The organism is Yersinia bercovieri ATCC 43970, assembly GCF_013282745.1.
GTDB classification, from domain to species: Bacteria; Pseudomonadota; Gammaproteobacteria; order Enterobacterales; family Enterobacteriaceae; genus Yersinia; species Yersinia bercovieri.
Map to the genome: position 1 here is coordinate 2,422,429 of NZ_CP054044.1, position 17,380 is coordinate 2,439,808.

Genomic DNA, 17,380 nt, shown 5'->3' on the forward strand with positions numbered 1-17,380 from the left:
TTATTATTTTTCCATATTAATAGTTGTATATTTAACTCAAATAAATATTTGTGATAAATAAGCCTAGCCAATTAGTCTTAAGTAGCAAGGTAAAAGCCATGTTTTTGTAATAATTCATCATGATTAAATTGACTTTATTTCTATGGCTTAAATATGTTGCTTAATGTGTTTGCTAATTAAAAAATAATTAATACTTTGGGCCAGTGCTAAATAATTGTGAGTAGTATTATTTTATCTGGTGCTATTCTTATTTTAAATGGGCTTATTTTATGCGATATTTTCACTTTACAGAGAGATCATTAAGTCAGGTAAAGCTCAACCTCAATACTATTTTGTTTATTGTTGTTTTTTTTGCTTCTCAATTTTTATTATCTCACCACTAGTTGCCGCACCTAAAATAATCAACGTACCGAATTCGGGGGCAATCGGAAATGAAATTAGACAAACGACAGTCGAACCGCAAGTTGCACCACATGAAGCTGAAATACAGTTACCGCCATTAACGCCACCTCTTCCATTAGATAGCTCTATTGCGTCAGGTCAGTTCATGCTGCGCGAGATTAGGTTTGAGGGCGAAATACGGTTAATGAACTCTAGCCTTAAGGATCTACAGGCTATCGTCAGCCCCTGGTTAGGCCGACTATTAAGCTTTTCTGATTTGCAGAATATGACATTGGCAATAACGCGTTTTTATCGCCAAAAAGGGTGGGTAGCGGCCCAGGCAATATTGCCGCCACAAACTGTTCGTGATGGAACCATTTTAGTCCGCATTATTTCAGGCAGATTAGATAACCCAGAGGTAAATAATCAGAGTCGATTGAATACGCAATTTGCAACAGCTGTGATTAAAAGTAATAGTTGTAGTCAAGAGATGGGACTCTTCGGTGAAAAAGATTGTGCTGCATCTCCGGCAGAATTATCCCGCCTGGAGCGTACCGCGCTTATTTTAAATGAGATACCTGGGGTTGATGCTTCTCTCTCATTAAAACCAGGAACTCAGTCGGGAACCACACGAATTTATGCCGATATTATGCCAGGCCAATTAGCAAATGGATATTTTGGTATTGATAATCAGGGCAATGATTATTCTGGTCACAATCGGTTATTAGCGGGAGGTGCACTCAATAATCTGATTGGCTGGGGTGACCAACTACGGACTGACTTGATTTTATCCAGCTCCGCTGATGTTTTTAATGGTTTGTTGGATTATAACTTTCCTATTAATACTTATGGAACCCGTGCAGCACTAAATTATAGCTATCTGGATTATACGTTGAAGGGGCCTTTTGAGATATTGGATGCCCGTGGACACTCTAATACCTGGGGTATTAACTTGCTCCATCCGTGGATACGAACATCTGCTGCCCGTATTAATGCGAATGCCGGTTATTATCAGGCCAGAATGCGTGATTCACTTATTCTTATTCCGGAGCAAAAACGTAATATTAATGCAAGTGCGTTTGATATTAATGGCTCATTTAGCGCGTTACCCCAGGGAGTGAGTGATTTCTATTTACTCGGCACGGCAGGGCATCTCTCGCTGGATGATGAATTTAGCCAAAGTATAAATTCTCTTACCGGAATTAGCGGTACTTTTGCCCGCTTTAATTATCGTGTTGGTCATGATCAAGGTTTTGGCGCTTATTTTTCATTCTTCAACCAATTTACCGGACAAATGGCCAGTAAGAATCTTGATAGTTCCCAAAAGCTATTACTGGGAGGGCCACTGGCTGTTCGTGCCTATGGTATTGGTGAGGGGGCCGTGGATAAAGGGACGCTTTTTACGACTGAATTACGCGTGCGCTGGCAGCCCCCGCTTCCTTTATGGGCAGGGACCGATAATCAAGTCACATTTGCGGCATTTTTTGATCAAGGGTGGGGCTCTTATTATCGCCAGCCTATCGAGGGTATTCCTAAAAATAACATCAATCTATCTGGTTTTGGTTCCTATATTACTCTTGCCCGCCCGGCAGATTACTCCTTAAACCTAACCTGGGCACAGCGAACCGGTCAGGCTGCAACGAGTCCTCCGGATAATCACCAATTTTGGCTTAGCGCTTACAAGATGTTTTAGCGCTTATCGGCATTTTTGTCAGGTTTAATGGACGTGAATAATGAACAGTAAATTATACAAACTTGTTTTTTGTCATCGGTTGGGATGTCTGGTTGCTGTCGGGGAATTTAGCCGCGCCTATGGCAAATCATTTTCGTCTACAGGCGGGCGATCAATTAAAAATATGGGTGCCAGATCCGGAATATTAAGTTGCCTGCCGATCATGACTGGATTAGCTCTCGGGACATTGCCTTTATGGGTGCTAGCCCATCCCTCATTACCGGTTAACGGACAAATTGTTCTCGGTCAGGGTGGAATAGAGGTGAATAACGCCACTCTTACCGTAGTCCAGCAAAGCGATAAATTGGCGATCAACTGGGGCAGTTTTGATATTGCAGCAGGGAGTAGTGTTATTTATAACCAGCCGGGACAGCAGAGCATTGCACTAAATCGAGTGCTAGGGCGTGATGCATCACAAATATATGGCAACTTAAAAGCAAATGGTCAGGTCTTTTTACTTAATCCAAATGGCATTCTATTTGGTAAAGGTGCACAAGTTGATGTTGGTGGGTTAGTCGCCAGTACTAAATCGATGTCTAATCAAGATTTTATTAATGGATGTTATACGCTGACCAGCCGAAGAGATGAAGGTCAGGTGATTAATCAGGCCAATTTACACACTACCGAGGGAGGCTATATCGCACTGGTGGGACAGCGCGTTGATAATCACTCTTCAGCTGTTATTAATACCCCGCAGGGGAGAGTGGTATTAGCCAGTGGCAGTCGCGTTACGCTTAATCTGGATCACGGGAACTTGCTCGGTGTGCAAATTCAGGGTGAGCAGGTTAGCACTTTGCTACGCAACGGCGGGCTGATTCAAGCTGATGGTGGGGTTATTCAACTGACCGCCCGTGGCAGAGAGATGGTAATGGATAACGTAATTGACCATACCGGTATTCTACAGGCTCGCGGCTTGTCTGAAAAAAATGGCACCATTTATCTTGATGGTGGCAGTGAGGGGGTGGTGAAGCAGCAGGGGCTGATGGATGTCAGTAGCTCGCAGGGTCGTGGCGGGAGTGTTATTTTGCAAGGTGAAAACATTCACCTGGTTGCCGGTAGCAAGATTGCTGCCCATGGCACTGAGGGGGGTGGAAAAGTGTTGGTTGGCGGGGATTGGCAGGGAAAAAATGATCGGATAAAAAAGGCCCGTTCAGTCGTCATGGATAAAGGTGCGAGTATAGATGTTGCTGCCACCATTAAGGGGCCTGGCGGCACTACCGTGTTATGGTCAGAATATTACAGCGGTTTTTATGGCGATATTAATGCTCGCGGTGGGCCACAATCAGGTGATGGTGGTCGGGTCGAAACCTCCAGCCGACGTAATTTACAAGCCTTTGGTCAGGTTGACGCCAGCGCTATTAATGGCAGTCGGGGCAGTTGGTTACTCGATCCGGCGGAGGTGACCATTGTCGGCAATGGCACTGAAAGTGGTTCATCAATGCAGGTGGGGGATATTCCTGCCGGATATGTCACTAATACACAGATTTTCGTCCCGACCACTAATGTTGCCCAGATATTAAATACCAGTATCAATTCTCAGCTTAATACTGGCACCAATGTAACTATTACTACCAGTAATAGCAGTTTACTGAGTTGCCGCTGGTGCAATATTACGTTAAGTGCTGATATTAATAAAACCGCTGGTACCGATAGCACATTGACACTGTATGCTGATGGTAATATTGAAGTTGATAATAATATCACTTCAAATATGGGAAAGTTAAATCTCAACTTATTGTCAGGTAATTCAACAGTAGACTCGATTATCACCTTAAATAATAGCCATGTCTTATTGAATGGCGGAGACTTGTTGGCAAAACATGCTGATAAAAATCACATGGCGCGTATCTCTATTTTGGGGGGGCGATATGAGGTCGGTAACCTAACCCTTGAGGGGAATACTGGGGTGGCATCTCAGGTTGGTGTCAATATCAGTAATGGTGCTACTATTTTTGCAGCAGGGAAAATAGATGTTACCGGTGAAAGTAGTAATGCTAATGGCCAAGGGTGGCGGGGCATTGATATCTCTGGCGGTTCAACCCTGACGGCCGCCGATAATATGGAGTTTGATTTTAAGTCTAATTCTAAAACTTCGTGGATGGGAACACTCTCTAATGCAACTATTACTAGTGATAAAGATATTATATTCCAAGTGAATGGTCGTGCAATAGGTGGTGTGGATATCATTACTTCAAATATTTCCTCCAAGTCTGGCACTATTTTATTTGATATAACGGGTGATATTATTACTACTGGTTTGGATGGACTTAGGCTCGATGGTTCACAAGTTAGTGGGAAAGGCATTAAATTTGAAGCCAATATCACAGGCGCTGATGGGTTTTTACTCAAAAATAGCAATATCACTGCAACCTCCGGTGATATCAGTGCGAATGTTACCACAAACAATAAAGGGGTCTTTATATTAGGCGACAGTAATATCAATGCCAGTGGCAATATCAATCTGACAGCAAAAACCAGTAATTCTATGTTTACGGGGGCAGATGCAATAAAAATAAGGGGTAACTCCAGTAGTGAGTATGTCAATATTACTGCCGGTGGTCATATATCAATGGTGGCGGTTAATACAGGAAAAGAGATCGGCAATACAATTGCTGCAGATTATGCCAATATCCAGGCTCAGGGAGGAGACTTTAATTTAAGCATCAGTGGTGTCAAAGGCAGTCCTATCACTAATGTCAGTATCAGTGCCAACAATATTTCACTTAGCGGCAACATCAGTGATAATAATGCGCTAGTGATGACCAATACATTTCTTACTGCTAAAGGTGATATTAAGAGTGATTTGAGCGCTCCTGCCAATAAAGCATTGTATTTTAAAGGTAATGGCGGAATGGAGGCTGGTCAGAATATATTATTAGTAGCCAAAAGCGCTAAAGCCTCTGTGGAGGCAATAACAATCAATGGAACGCCATCTAATCGAATGAATATCACTGCTGGAAAAGATATATCAATAATCGCCAGTGATTATGGAAACTCGTCAGGAGGCGGGATTGGTATTGCGTATGTTAATGTTGAAACGAAAGGTGGAAACTTTACCGCCGAGAATAGTGGGTCAAAAAGTATAGGGTTAGCCAACACAAATATTACTGCAGATGCAGTTGGCTTCACCTCTGCCACTAACGGCAATGACGGGCTTTTAATTCGCGATGCTAATATTACTGCGGCAGTAGGTGATGTTAATATTAATGCGACCTCAAGTCATCAAGGGATCGTTATTAATCCGAACTCAACGTTAAATGCCAAAAAAGATATTGTATTGAATGGGACATCAGTTGGCTCAAGTGATGGGGTTATTATCGAGGGGGCCTCTGATGTTTCGCGTAATAACCTTATTGCACAAGGGAATGTTACTGTTATAGGACGGAATAGTAACACAGGAAGTACTCAAGGAACGGCGGTGTATTTAGAAAATATCAGTCTGACATCAATAGATAATAATATTAATATTAATGGTGCCTCTTCGGGGGGCGGGCATACCTATTTGTCTAACTTTTATTTAAATGCTGCGAAGGGTAATGCCAGCGTTTATGCAAAAACAGAGTCCGCTTTATTATCTTCAACAGGTTCAGCATTAAGTATTGGTGGTAATAGCCACATAATTGCCAGCAATGGCTCATTGACCGGCAAAGCACTTAATACCACCCAGGGTGCAGGTGTTATGTTTAGAGCAAATAGCAGCTTGTCTATTGGAGGGAATGTTGCTTTTAAAGGTGAGACTGATGGTACTGGATCAACGCGCAATGGCATTGCTTTTCATGGTACCAATACCCTTAATATTGCTAAAAGCAGTCAGTTATCATTAGTCGGTGAAAATAAAGGTGCACAAAGTACCGCAGGCGGAAATGGTATATCCTATTCAACCCCCAATGGATTAACTATTAATAATAATGGTTCTTTAATAATGGAGGGGCGCTCAACCAGTGGCACGGGCGTTAGCTTCCCAACCAGTAATAATACACTGATATTAAATGGTGATGGTGATACGTTAATTCAAGGCCGCACTACTTTTGGCAGTGGGGTCTCTCTTTCCGGGGTGGTAAATAATAGTACAGGCCCCGTGACTATTGAAGGAACCAGTATCGACGGTACTGGAGTTCACTTTTTTAGCGCAGAACATCAAATTAACCGTATTAATGTGACTGGGAGTTCAACCGAGGCCGTAGGTCTGCACATCAGCGGCAATGCAACAATTATAGATACGGCACTAACAGGAAAGTCAATTAATGGCAGTGGCGTGAAAATTGATTCACTGCCGGGGTCCAGTATTGCCACCAATACTGTCTTGAATAATGCCGCACTCAATGGCAGTAGTACCAACAGTAATGGGGTGGAGATAGCCGGTGATATGCATGGTGTAAACCACAGTATAATTAATGGAACTGTTGATGGTTCAGGTTATGGCATTGATATTGCTGAGAATTTAAACGTCACGGGCACCAGTGAGGCAGATTTATTGATGTTGCAAGGCGTGGCGACAACAGGAACCGGCACTGGGATAAAACTTTATGGTAATAATGACTTAAGTAATACCAGCTTAAATGGCTCGGCGGTTGATGGTATCGCCCTGGATATCGTAGGTCCATTTACTCATAGTGGAAGTGCGGAGTTAAAGGGCACGGCTTCCGGTGCTGGTATCGGTGTACTGGTTAATGCTCCACTTAGCGACAGTGTTATTAACGGCACTTCCGCCAGCGGCGTTGGTGTACAACTTAATGGTTCGCTTGACAATAGCCGTATCAATGGTCTCTCAGCCAGTGGGACTGGGGTGAAAATCAGTGATAACACTCTACTTAACAACACGGCGCTAATAGGCAATAGCACGGATGGCAAGGGGGTAGAGGTTACTGCCAATTTAACTGGCAGCAATGGCAGCGCGGTGCAGGGGAGTGTGGTCAATGGCACGGGGGTGCACATTGATATTGATGTCACTCTCACCGGTGGCGGGGCGGATGATCTGCTGGCGGTGACCGGCAATGCCACCGGCAGCTATGGCAGTGGGGTGCAGCTGGATGGCAATAACACACTGGATAACACCTCGCTGGCGGGCAGTGCCACCAATGGCATTGGCGTGGATATTGATGGCCCGCTCACCAACCAAGGCAACACCACGGTTGATGGCAACTCTTCCAACGGCGATGGGGTGGAACTGCACGGCGCTCTCACTGGCGGCACGGTCAATGGCACTTCCGACGGTGGCCGTGGCATCAAAATCGATGGCGACACCGCACTGGATAACGCCACCCTCAACGGCAGCAGCGCCGATGGTAGCGGGGTGGCGATTACCGCCAATCTCACCGGTAGCAATGGCAGTGCGGTGCTGGGGGAGACCAGCGACGGAACTGGGGTGTATGTGGCCAGGGATGTGGCAGTCACGGGCGGCGGTGAGGATGACCCGCTGGCGGTGATCGGCAATGCCATGGGTAATAACAGCAGTGGGGTGCAGCTGGATGGCAATAACTACCTCGATAATACCTCGCTGGCGGGCAGTGCCACCAATGGCATTGGCGTGGATATTGATGGCCCGCTCACCAACCAAGGCAACACCACGGTTGATGGTAACTCTTCCAACGGCGATGGGGTGGAACTGCACGGCGCTCTCACTGGCGGCACGGTCAACGGCACTTCCGACAGTGGCCGCGGCATCAAAATAGATGGCGACACCGCACTGGATAACGCCACCCTCAGCGGTAGCAGCACCAGTGGTAGCGGGGTGGCGATTACCGCCAATCTCACCGGTAGCAATGGTAGTGCGGTGCAGGGGGAGACCACTGACGGCACGGGGGTGGATATTGGTAATAATGCGGTTCTCACCGGTGGCGGGGCGGATGACTTGCTGGCAATTAGCGGCAACGCCACCGGCAGCAACGGCAGCGGGGTGCAGTTGGATGGCAATAACACGCTGGATAACACCTCGCTGGCGGGCAGTGCCATCGATGGGCATGGTGTAGAAATCACTAACCCATTAGTGAATAAAGGTAATACGACCATTGAGGGGTATGCGTCTAATAACGGTCATGGGGTACATATTAATGGCCCGGTCAGTGGTGGCGTGATCAATGGCACCTCAGGGAGTAATCACGGTATTTTCCTCAATGAGTTTGCGCTGATAGATGACATTGCTCTTGGTGGGAACACCAACTCAGACAAATCATCGGTACAGATTACGTCACCGGAGCTTATCGGAGAGAATGTGACAATTAATGGTAAAGCGGTCGATAAAAACAGTATTGGCAGCAGAGCCATATCTGCGCCTATCACTGACGGCGGCAGTGAGAGTAACCGCAGCAGTATCGAGAAAATAGCATCTCAGGACAGTGTGCTATCTGGCCCGCTACTGATTAGGCGACAACAGATCCTCAGCTCTCTCGAGGAGCAACCACTCCCTCCCCCGGTAGTTACCGAATCTGAACAAAATATTGCCGAAAATATCACTATCGCGGTCTGTATTCCCAGCCATGTTTCTACTGGGCAGCAGCTTTGTGACGAGCATGTATTGGGCCGCAGGAAACCAATCGCCTCAACCAAAGGGCCAAAATAGCAATATGCCATTAAAGCCGATGATTTTGATGGGCCACTCATTAGTTTCATATGGGCGGAAAGATCAAATTGCCAGGGAGAGTTGTCAATGGTGGAGAAAACAGTTGCGGTTGATGAGCCAACGTTATTCTCATTGTCCTATTTTGAGTTTTTAGTTTGTACCCGACGCTATGAAGATGCGGGGCGACGACTGATTCTAATGCTGGAACAATTAGATAGCCACTATGGCCGTTGGGATGTTTTTTCCCTGAATAAACAGTCGTTAGCGCAGCAGGAGCATTATTGTAGTCGTTTGGCGGCAGCCATTGGAACGCTATTTTCTGATCCCGGATTTGTGCTATCAGAAAAGGGCTTCTTGCAGCTCATTAATTTTCACCGCTGGATTGCATTGATTTTTGCTGCCTCGCCGTTTGGTCACGCGGATCATGTCATTACCAATCTTAATCAGGCGGGGGAGGGGTGTGCGCATCCTCTGCGGTTCGAGCAGAATAATTTTCTGAAATTTTGTCTGATGTATCTGCCTGAGTCGGGTGTGCCTCTTCAGCCGGATATATTGTGGCAATTCAATCCGCAGGCTGCGGCGGCGTTGTTTCTGGCGCTATTATCCCCCGGATTTTACCCAGTGCGCAAGGGCACGCAAAACGTGAGTTTTTACTGGGTTGGTTACCTGAAAAACTCTTAACGCTGGAGAGTCTTGAACACTTACCTGAACGTATTCTGCACGATGTTTATATGCATTGCAGCTATGCGGATAGGGCAGAAAAGCACCGCATAAAACGCAGCATCAATTTTCATTTACGTCACGCGCTGCTTCACCATGGTCTATCGGATAGTGATTTAACGCCACCCTCACGGGACAAACCATTGATGCTGGTTATTTTAGAATGGTTTAACAGTGGTCATTCTATCTATCGTACCCACTCCAGCACCTTACGTGCTGCCCGCACGCAGTTCTCTACCCATGGTGTCACCATCGTTGAGGCCACGGATGCTATCACCCAGCAGGTTTTTGATGATTTCACCGAAGTTAGCCGGGTAGGGGCAGTGGAGGCGATTGCTGCATTAGCAAAACAGTTGCAGCCGGATGTTATCTACTTCCCCAGTGTCGGGATGTTCCCGCTCACTGTCGCGTTGACCAATTTACGGCTAGCCCCCTTACAGGTGATGGCGTTGGGCCACCCTGCGACGACCCATTCTGACTATATTGATGCGGTGTTAGTGGAGGAGGATTATTTGGGTGATGTGGCCTGTTTCTCCGAAAAAGTGGTCCCGCTGCCCAAAGATTGTCTGCCCTATGTGCCGCCGGCCAATATCAGTCAACCTGAACCTATTCAGCATTTCACAGAGCGTTCAGCGGTACATATTGCTGTTTGTGCCTCCGCCATGAAAATAAACCCTCGCTTTTTAGCCACTTGTGCAGAGATAGCCCAGCGAGCCTCAATACCGGTGGTGTTTCATTTTCTGGTGGGTTTCTGTTGGGGTATCAGCCATCGCGTGATGGAGCAGGCCGTTAATCACATCCTCCCGCAAGCCAGAGTTTATGAGCATTTGGCGTATCTGGACTATTTGCAGGTGATTAATCAGTGCGACCTATTTATCAACCCATTCCCCTTCGGCAATACCAATGGCATCGTCGATACTGTGCGGCAGGGGCTACCGGGCGTTTGTTTAAGTGGGGCTGAAGTTCATGAGCATATAGATGAGGGGCTATTCCGCCGTTTGGGATTGGCTGAGGCACTGATCACTCATCATGTGGCCGACTATATCGCGGTTGCCGTGCGGCTAATTACTGATAGCCAGTGGCGTCATAGCTTGCGCCGCCAACTGTTACAGATTCAGCCCGATAATGTGCTGTTTACCGGTAAACCTGAGCAGTTTGGGTTGATCGTCCGTGGTTTACTTGATGAGCGCCGTAGCAAGAAGGGGGCGATCAAAAAAGCCCCCAGTGATAAGTTGGGGGCTTGAGTAGACACAGAGATCAATTAAGGTAAATCTATTACGCCGCTTCAGTGTGCCGTGGTTTCGCTAGCTGCTTTACCGCGGGTTTGGCCGCCAACTCATCGGCTTCAAATTCGTCGACATTAATTGAGCGCAGACGGCTATCTTCCGCCTTGGTCAGAATAGCCGCCTCCTCAGCACTGATTTTCCCTTCCGCCAGTGCCTGTTTCGCCAGCACATCCAGGCGAGTAAATGGCAGGCTCCTGCCCGCTTCCTTACTCAGGCGTTTATGAATAGGCTCTGCGGCAATCACATCCTGCAATGCGGCTTCCAGCAGACCGACCGGATTAAACTCGCTCGGCGTCAGGTATTGACCACGACCAATACGGCTACGGGTGGCTGATGGCACTTGCAGCAATTGCGCAATCTGGTGATCCAGTTTGTCGGATGGCGCCTGATGCACGCGGCCCAATGGGAAGACCACCAACCGCATTAACCCAGCAATCACCCCATTTGGGAAGTTGCGCAGCAAATCGTCCAGCGCTTGCTCCGCTTGATTCAGCGCATCCTGAACCCCCCAATGCACCAGCGGCAAATCCTCTTTCTGGCGGCCTTCATCTTCATAGCGTTTCAGTGTGGCCGATGCCAGATAGAGTTGGCTGAGAATATCCCCCAAACGGGCAGAAATACGCTCGCGACGTTTCAGGCTGCCACCCAACACGCCCATCGAGACATCAGACAGCAGTGCCAGATTGGCGCTCAGGCGGTTCATTTGTTGGTAATAGCGACGAGTGCTGTCTTTCACCGGCGCGGCGCTGGTACGACCATTGGTCAGGCCGAGCCAGAAACTGCGCACCTTAGCACTGCCGACATGACCCAAATGGCCAAACAGAGCTTTATCGAAAGCGGCGACATCGTTGGATTGCGCCGCCGCCATCTCATCAAGCACAAATGGATGGCAACGAATCGCCCCCTGACCGAAGATAATCATGCTGCGAGTCAGGATATTCGCCCCCTCAACGGTGATACCGATAGGGGCACCCTGATAACTGCGCGCGATAAAGTTGGTCGGCCCCAGACAGATGCCTTTACCGCCGGCGATATCCATCGCATCCATCACGGCGCGCTGACCACGGTGGGTACAGTGATACTTAACAATGGCTGATAACACCGCCGGTTTCTCACCCAGCATGATGCCGCTGGTGACCAGTGTCGCTGCGGCGTCCATCACATAGGCGTTACCCGCAATACGCGCCAATGGCTCTTCAATTCCCTCCATTTTACCGATGGAAATTTTGAACTGGCGGCGAATATAGGCGTAAGCACCAATGCCCATGGCCACACTTTTCAAGCTGCCGGTGGCGTTGGACGGCAGAGTAATGCCACGCCCGACCGACAGACACTCCACCAGCATCCGCCAGCCTTGCCCGGCCATTTTTGGCCCGCCGATAATGTAATCAATCGGCACAAAGATATCGTTACCGCGCGTCGGGCCATTTTGGAACGGCACGTTCAGCGGGAAGTGACGGTGACCAATCTCTACCCCGGGGGTATTGGTTGGGATCAGAGCACAGGTAATCCCCAAATCAACGGTTTCGCCCAACAGATGTTCCGGGTCAGATAATTTAAATGCCAAACCGAGCACCGTGGCGATAGGCGCGAGGGTGATATAGCGTTTGTTCCAGGTCAGGCGCATACCCAGCACCTGTTTACCTTGCCATTCACCCATGCAGACGGTGCCAGTATCAGGGATGGCACCGGCATCAGAACCGGCTTCCGGACTGGTCAGGGCGAAACAAGGGATCTCGTCGCCTCGGGCCAAACCGGGCAGATAGTGGTTTTTTTGCTCTTCAGTACCATAATGTTGCAGTAATTCTCCGGGGCCGAGAGAGTTAGGCACCCCTACGGTGATAGCCAGGATGCCTGATACGCCAGAGAGCTTTTGCAGCACACGGGCCTGAGCATAGGCTGAGAACTCAAGACCGCCATACTCTTTCTTAATGATCATCGCAAAGAAGCGATTCTCTTTCAGATAGGCCCACAGTTCTGGCGGCAAGTCAGCCAGTTCATGGGTAATCTGGAAATCGTTCGCCAGACGACAGGCCTCTTCAACTGGCCCATCGATAAAAGCTTGCTCTTCTGCGGTTAACTGCGGTTTTGGGTAGTTATGCAGTTTTTTCCAGTCGGGCTGACCTTGGAACAGATCGCCTTCCCACCAAGTCGTACCGGCATCTATCGCCTCTTTTTCGGTACGTGACATGGCTGGCATGACTTTACGAAACATGCGCAACGCAGGGGCAGAAAACAGCGACTGGCGCAGTGGCGTGAGTAGCAGGGGCAGTAAAACAATCACCAGCGGCAATAATACCCAGTATGACCATAACTGCGACGCACCCATTGCGGCAGTGTAAACCAGCAGAATCAAACTACTGAGATAGAGGTTCACCCGGTGATAGAACAGCACACCAATAAGAACCAGCAAGGCAACAACGCTAAGAACCATCATGATAAAGCTCCTGAGATGTAGGAGGTCTGACCTGTTGAGTGATACATTTGTTTTAGTTCATCTCATTATTTTTATCAATACCATTACATGTTATTTACAACTCACTTCACAAATTGTTCGCAATCCTTGCGAAAACTCTTACGCCTAATTCATTACAGTGCTTCTCGCTGTTTATGCAATCCGGTACACTGATGCAGGAAGATATTGATGCCATAGGACTATAAAGAGGCTCCCATGTACCACGATTTAATCCGCAGTGAATTGAACGAAGCAGCAGATACGCTGGCAAATTTTCTGAAAGATGATGCGAATATTGATGCCATTCAGCGCGCAGCCGTCCTATTGGCTGACTCTTTTAAGGCGGGTGGCAAAGTGTTGTCATGCGGTAATGGTGGCTCCCATTGTGATGCCATGCATTTTGCCGAAGAGTTGACCGGTCGCTATCGCGAAAATCGCCCTGGTTATCCGGCGATTGCAATTTCAGATGTCAGCCATCTCTCTTGCGTCAGCAATGATTTTGGCTATGACTATGTTTTTTCTCGCTATGTTGAAGCCGTAGGCCGCGAAGGGGATGTTTTGCTGGGCATTTCCACGTCAGGTAATTCAGGTAATATCATTAAAGCGATTGAGGCTGCTCGAGCCAAAGGCATGAAGGTCATCACCCTGACAGGCAAAGATGGCGGTAAAATGGCCGGTACTGCGGATATTGAAATTCGTGTTCCCCATTTCGGTTATGCCGATCGTATTCAGGAAATTCATATCAAAGCGATTCATATCTTGATTCAGTTAATTGAAAAAGAGATGGTAACAGCCTGATATGTCGAGGTGATCAACGGCGAGGCTAATGGCATTGTTCACCTCAAATATTTATCAAAGATATCGCGGTTGGGTGAGTCCAAAGCGCAGCTAACACCGCTGCAACACCAAGAATGAAGGGTATACGCGGGAGGTTGGTTATGTGCGAATTGCTCGGGATGAGCGCAAATGTTCCCACGGATATTTGCTTTAGCTTTACCGGCCTGGTGCAACGAGGCGGAGGGACTGGCCCACATAAAGATGGCTGGGGCATCACCTTCTATGAAGGTAATGGCTGCCGCACGTTTAAAGATCCCAAACCTAGCTTTAATTCACCGATTGCCCGCCTGGTACAAGATTATCCGATCAAATCCTGCGCAGTGGTTTCGCATATCCGTCAGGCAAATCGTGGTGAAGTGGCGTTAGAAAATACCCACCCATTTACCCGCGAAATGTGGGGGCGGAACTGGACTTACGCCCACAATGGTCAGCTCAAAGGGTATCGTCAGTTAGATACTGGCACTTTTCGGCCCATTGGCCAGACTGATAGCGAATACGCTTTCTGCTGGTTGCTGAATCAATTGGCGAAACGCTACCCTCGCACCCCCAGCAATTGGCCTGCGGTATTCCGCTATATCGCCACGTTATGTGAGCAATTACGCGCCAAAGGGGTGTTTAATATGTTGCTCTCGGATGGGCGTTTTGTGATGGCGTTCTGTTCGACGAATCTATACTGGATAACCCGCCGTGCGCCTTTCGGTAAAGCGACGTTGCTGGATCAAGATGTGGAGATCGATTTTCAGCAGCAGACCACACCTAATGATGTGGTCACGGTGATCGCCACTCAACCACTGACCGTCAATGAAACCTGGCACAAAATTGCACCAGGTGAGTTTTCATTGTTCTGTTTTGGTGAGCAAATTTGATTTGGTCAGGGCGTACTGCGATGCAGGAGCGCTGGAGATCGGTGGGCGGCTCAGTACATACTGCCCGTTGATCACGGAAACCGCAGGCGGCATCCGGTTCTTGGCAAAGTAGGCATATCCCGGCTGTAATTGACGCCAGAAATTGTAATCCGAAGAGTTACGATGGCGCTGCATGTTTTGCTCAGTCATGCGGAACGGGTAAATACTGATATCGACCTTTTCCTGACCAAAGATAAATGCTGTTTGCACGTAGTTAAATATCTCGTCCATATAGGCATCGGTCATTGCATAACAGCCGATTGATTTGCAAGCGCCATGGATCATCAGATATTTCCCTGAATAGCCCTGTGACTTGTCATAATCATTTGGGAAGCCAATATTGATTGCCCGATAAAATTTACTGTCGGGTTTTAAATGGCGCATATCAATACTGTAAAACCCTTCCGGACTTTTGAAATCACCCTCACGGCGTTTCGGGCCAAGCCCCCCTGAGAATTCACAGATACGATAGCTTTGTACCAGCCGATACTCGCCTTGTAATCGGGCATATAATTCCAGAGTACGTTCTTCTTTGAAGATCTGAATATAGACCGATGACCCGAGTAATTGCTGTTTTAGCTCTTTGGACACTGCCACAGGCTCACTGGCTGAGCTGGTGAAGGATACCGCAGGCAAACAAATTATTACCGCAAACATTATCGTCGCAAACAACGGCGCGATTTTGCTCATTTATTATTCCTACTTATATTATGTAAATTATGCCACTGCATCTTTTGATTTATAGGCGCAGATTATCAGTCGGAGCTTTTTTAGCAATATATGTTTTGTATAAAATAAGTACCAATTCGGTAAAGTTGAGTTGATGAAACGATTTTACCGAGTGTATTGAGAATTTAACTGGAAATTATTTGTGTTTGCTTGACTCAGGTCACTGCATTTGTCAGACAGTGCCAGTTGTAAATGCTAAAATCGACCACTGCTAATTCCGCTCGCCGAATGGCTATTTCATCAGTGACATTCACGTGAGAGGATATAGCGCTTATTTTCAGAGATTCTTTCAGTAAGCATTCATGTTTGTCCAATTGACTCGGCATTAAGCCGCCGTTTAAATGAGTCGTGAAAGTATCTTCCCTTTTTGTGGCTGTACACTCTGGGTTCAAGTACAGCATTTGATATCACTAATAAAGTTGTCCAACCTTATGATTAAAATAAAGAAAGGACTCGACCTCCCCATCGCTGGTGCACCTTTGCAGGTGATAGAAGATGGCCCTGCTATTCGTCATGTCGCGCTGCTCGGTGAGGAGTATGTGGGCATGCGCCCCTCAATGTTGGTGCAAGAAGGCGATTGGGTTAAGAAAGGTCAGGTTCTGTTTGAAGACAAAAAAAATCCGGGTGTGATGTATACCGCACCGGCCAGCGGCAAGGTCAGCGCCATCAACCGGGGTGAGCGTCGTGTACTGCAATCTGTGGTGATTGAAGTTGAAGGGGATGAGCAAATTCCTTTCGAGCCTTACGCTGAGGCCTCCCTCAATCAATTGAGTAATGAACAAGTACAAAACTCTTTGCTGGCTTCTGGTTTATGGACAGCATTGCGAACTCGTCCTTTCAGCAAAACCCCCGTGCCTGGCAGTCGCCCACGGGCTATCTTCGTCAGTGCGATGGATACCCAGCCGCTAGCGGCCGATCCGCAGGTGATTATCGCCACTGAACCTGACGCTTTTAAGCATGGCTTAACCGTGCTTACGCGTTTAACTGAAGGTAAAGTGCATGTTTGTCATGCGCCGGGGCCGGTGATTACCACTCATCCGAACGCCCAGGTCACTTATAATGAGTTCTCCGGCCCGCATCCCGCCGGTCTGGTTGGCACACACATTCACTTCCTTGAACCCGTCAGCGCGCGCAAAACAGTTTGGCATGTGGGTTATCAGGATGTCATTGCTATCGGTAAACTGTTTACCCGTGGTGAGTTGTGCAGTGACCGCATCGTCGCATTAGCTGGCCCGCAAGTGAATCAACCTATTTTACTGCGCACCTGTTTGGGTGCCAGTTTGTCTGAATTGACAGCCGATAGGCTGAAAGAGGATGACAACCGCATTATTTCTGGCTCAGTCCTCAGTGGTACTGCTTTCTCCGCCACCCATGGCTATCTCGGGCGTTTCCATCAGCAAGTGTCGGTTATCCGCGAAGGGCGAGAAAAAGAGCTATTCGGTTGGGTGATGCCAGGTCGCGATAAATACTCTATTACTCGCACGACACTGGGCCATTTCTTCAAACACAAATTGTTTGCCTTCTCCACCAATATGCAGGGCGGAGAGCGCGCCATGGTGCCAATTGGTAACTATGAGCGGGTAATGCCACTGGATATTTTGGCGACCCATCTGCTGCGTGACCTGCTATCTGGTGATACCGATAGCGCGCAGGCGCTAGGTTGTCTGGAACTGGATGAAGAAGATCTGGCCTTATGCACATTTGTCTGCCCCGGGAAGTACGAATACGGTCCGGTACTGCGCGACATACTGACCAAGATTGAGCAGGAAGGATAAC

Annotated in this window: 7 protein-coding genes and 1 pseudogene; 6 read left to right on the forward strand and 2 right to left on the reverse strand. The window is 47.9% G+C overall.

Going from position 1 to position 17,380, the window contains the following annotated elements:
- Positions 1 to 256 precede the first annotated feature (256 nt).
- The 3 genes and pseudogenes from HRK25_RS10850 to HRK25_RS10860 all read left to right on the forward strand — a co-directional run bounded on the left by HRK25_RS10850 (position 257) and on the right by HRK25_RS10860 (position 10,636).
- Entirely contained in the window at positions 257 to 2,074 is a 1,818-nt protein-coding gene (locus HRK25_RS10850) for a ShlB/FhaC/HecB family hemolysin secretion/activation protein (protein WP_173361768.1), read from the forward strand.
- A gap of 40 nt (positions 2,075 to 2,114) precedes the next feature.
- Positions 2,115 to 8,672 carry a two-partner secretion domain-containing protein gene (locus tag HRK25_RS10855; RefSeq protein ID WP_081444625.1) on the forward strand — a complete coding sequence of 2,186 codons (6,558 nt, stop codon included), beginning with the start codon at positions 2,115 to 2,117 and terminating at the stop codon, positions 8,670 to 8,672.
- Positions 8,673 to 8,759: 87 nt separating this feature from the next.
- A pseudogene (locus HRK25_RS10860) lies at positions 8,760 to 10,636 on the forward strand (glycosyltransferase).
- 31 nt (positions 10,637 to 10,667) lie between these two features.
- Here HRK25_RS10860 and fadE read toward each other — a convergent pair.
- Positions 10,668 to 13,115, reverse strand: a complete 2,448-nt coding sequence (gene fadE, locus HRK25_RS10865) for an acyl-CoA dehydrogenase FadE (RefSeq protein ID WP_005274965.1) — start codon at positions 13,113 to 13,115, stop codon at positions 10,668 to 10,670.
- Between the two features lie 234 nt (positions 13,116 to 13,349).
- Between fadE and lpcA the strand changes: the two genes are divergently transcribed.
- On the forward strand, positions 13,350 to 13,931 hold the full coding sequence (gene lpcA / locus HRK25_RS10870) for a D-sedoheptulose 7-phosphate isomerase (RefSeq protein ID WP_005274963.1): 582 nt from the start codon (positions 13,350 to 13,352) through the stop codon (positions 13,929 to 13,931).
- Positions 13,932 to 14,071: 140 nt separating this feature from the next.
- On the forward strand, positions 14,072 to 14,836 hold the full coding sequence (locus HRK25_RS10875) for a class II glutamine amidotransferase (protein WP_005274961.1): 765 nt from the start codon (positions 14,072 to 14,074) through the stop codon (positions 14,834 to 14,836).
- Here HRK25_RS10875 and dpaA read toward each other — a convergent pair.
- Positions 14,807 to 15,565 carry a peptidoglycan meso-diaminopimelic acid protein amidase gene (dpaA, locus tag HRK25_RS10880; RefSeq protein ID WP_032898038.1) on the reverse strand — a complete coding sequence of 253 codons (759 nt, stop codon included), beginning with the start codon at positions 15,563 to 15,565 and terminating at the stop codon, positions 14,807 to 14,809. The genes HRK25_RS10875 and dpaA overlap by 30 nt on opposite strands.
- A gap of 470 nt (positions 15,566 to 16,035) precedes the next feature.
- Between dpaA and HRK25_RS10885 the strand changes: the two genes are divergently transcribed.
- The gene (locus tag HRK25_RS10885) at positions 16,036 to 17,379 is read left to right on the forward strand and encodes a Na(+)-translocating NADH-quinone reductase subunit A (RefSeq protein ID WP_005274956.1); all 1,344 of its coding nucleotides are present in this window, start codon (positions 16,036 to 16,038) and stop codon (positions 17,377 to 17,379) included.
- Position 17,380 lies beyond the last annotated feature (1 nt).

Bases quoted from the DNA above. Each gene is read 5' to 3' on its own strand.
- dpaA (WP_032898038.1), bottom strand. From the start codon at position 15,565: ATGAGCAAAATCGCGCCGTTGTTTGCGACGATAATGTTTGCGGTAATA.
- HRK25_RS10875 (WP_005274961.1), top strand. From the start codon at position 14,072: ATGTGCGAATTGCTCGGGATGAGCGCAAATGTTCCCACGGATATTTGC.
- HRK25_RS10885 (WP_005274956.1), top strand. From the start codon at position 16,036: ATGATTAAAATAAAGAAAGGACTCGACCTCCCCATCGCTGGTGCACCT.
- lpcA (WP_005274963.1), top strand. From the start codon at position 13,350: ATGTACCACGATTTAATCCGCAGTGAATTGAACGAAGCAGCAGATACG.
- HRK25_RS10850 (WP_173361768.1), top strand. From the start codon at position 257: ATGGGCTTATTTTATGCGATATTTTCACTTTACAGAGAGATCATTAAG.
- HRK25_RS10855 (WP_081444625.1), top strand. From the start codon at position 2,115: ATGAACAGTAAATTATACAAACTTGTTTTTTGTCATCGGTTGGGATGT.
- fadE (WP_005274965.1), bottom strand. From the start codon at position 13,115: ATGATGGTTCTTAGCGTTGTTGCCTTGCTGGTTCTTATTGGTGTGCTG.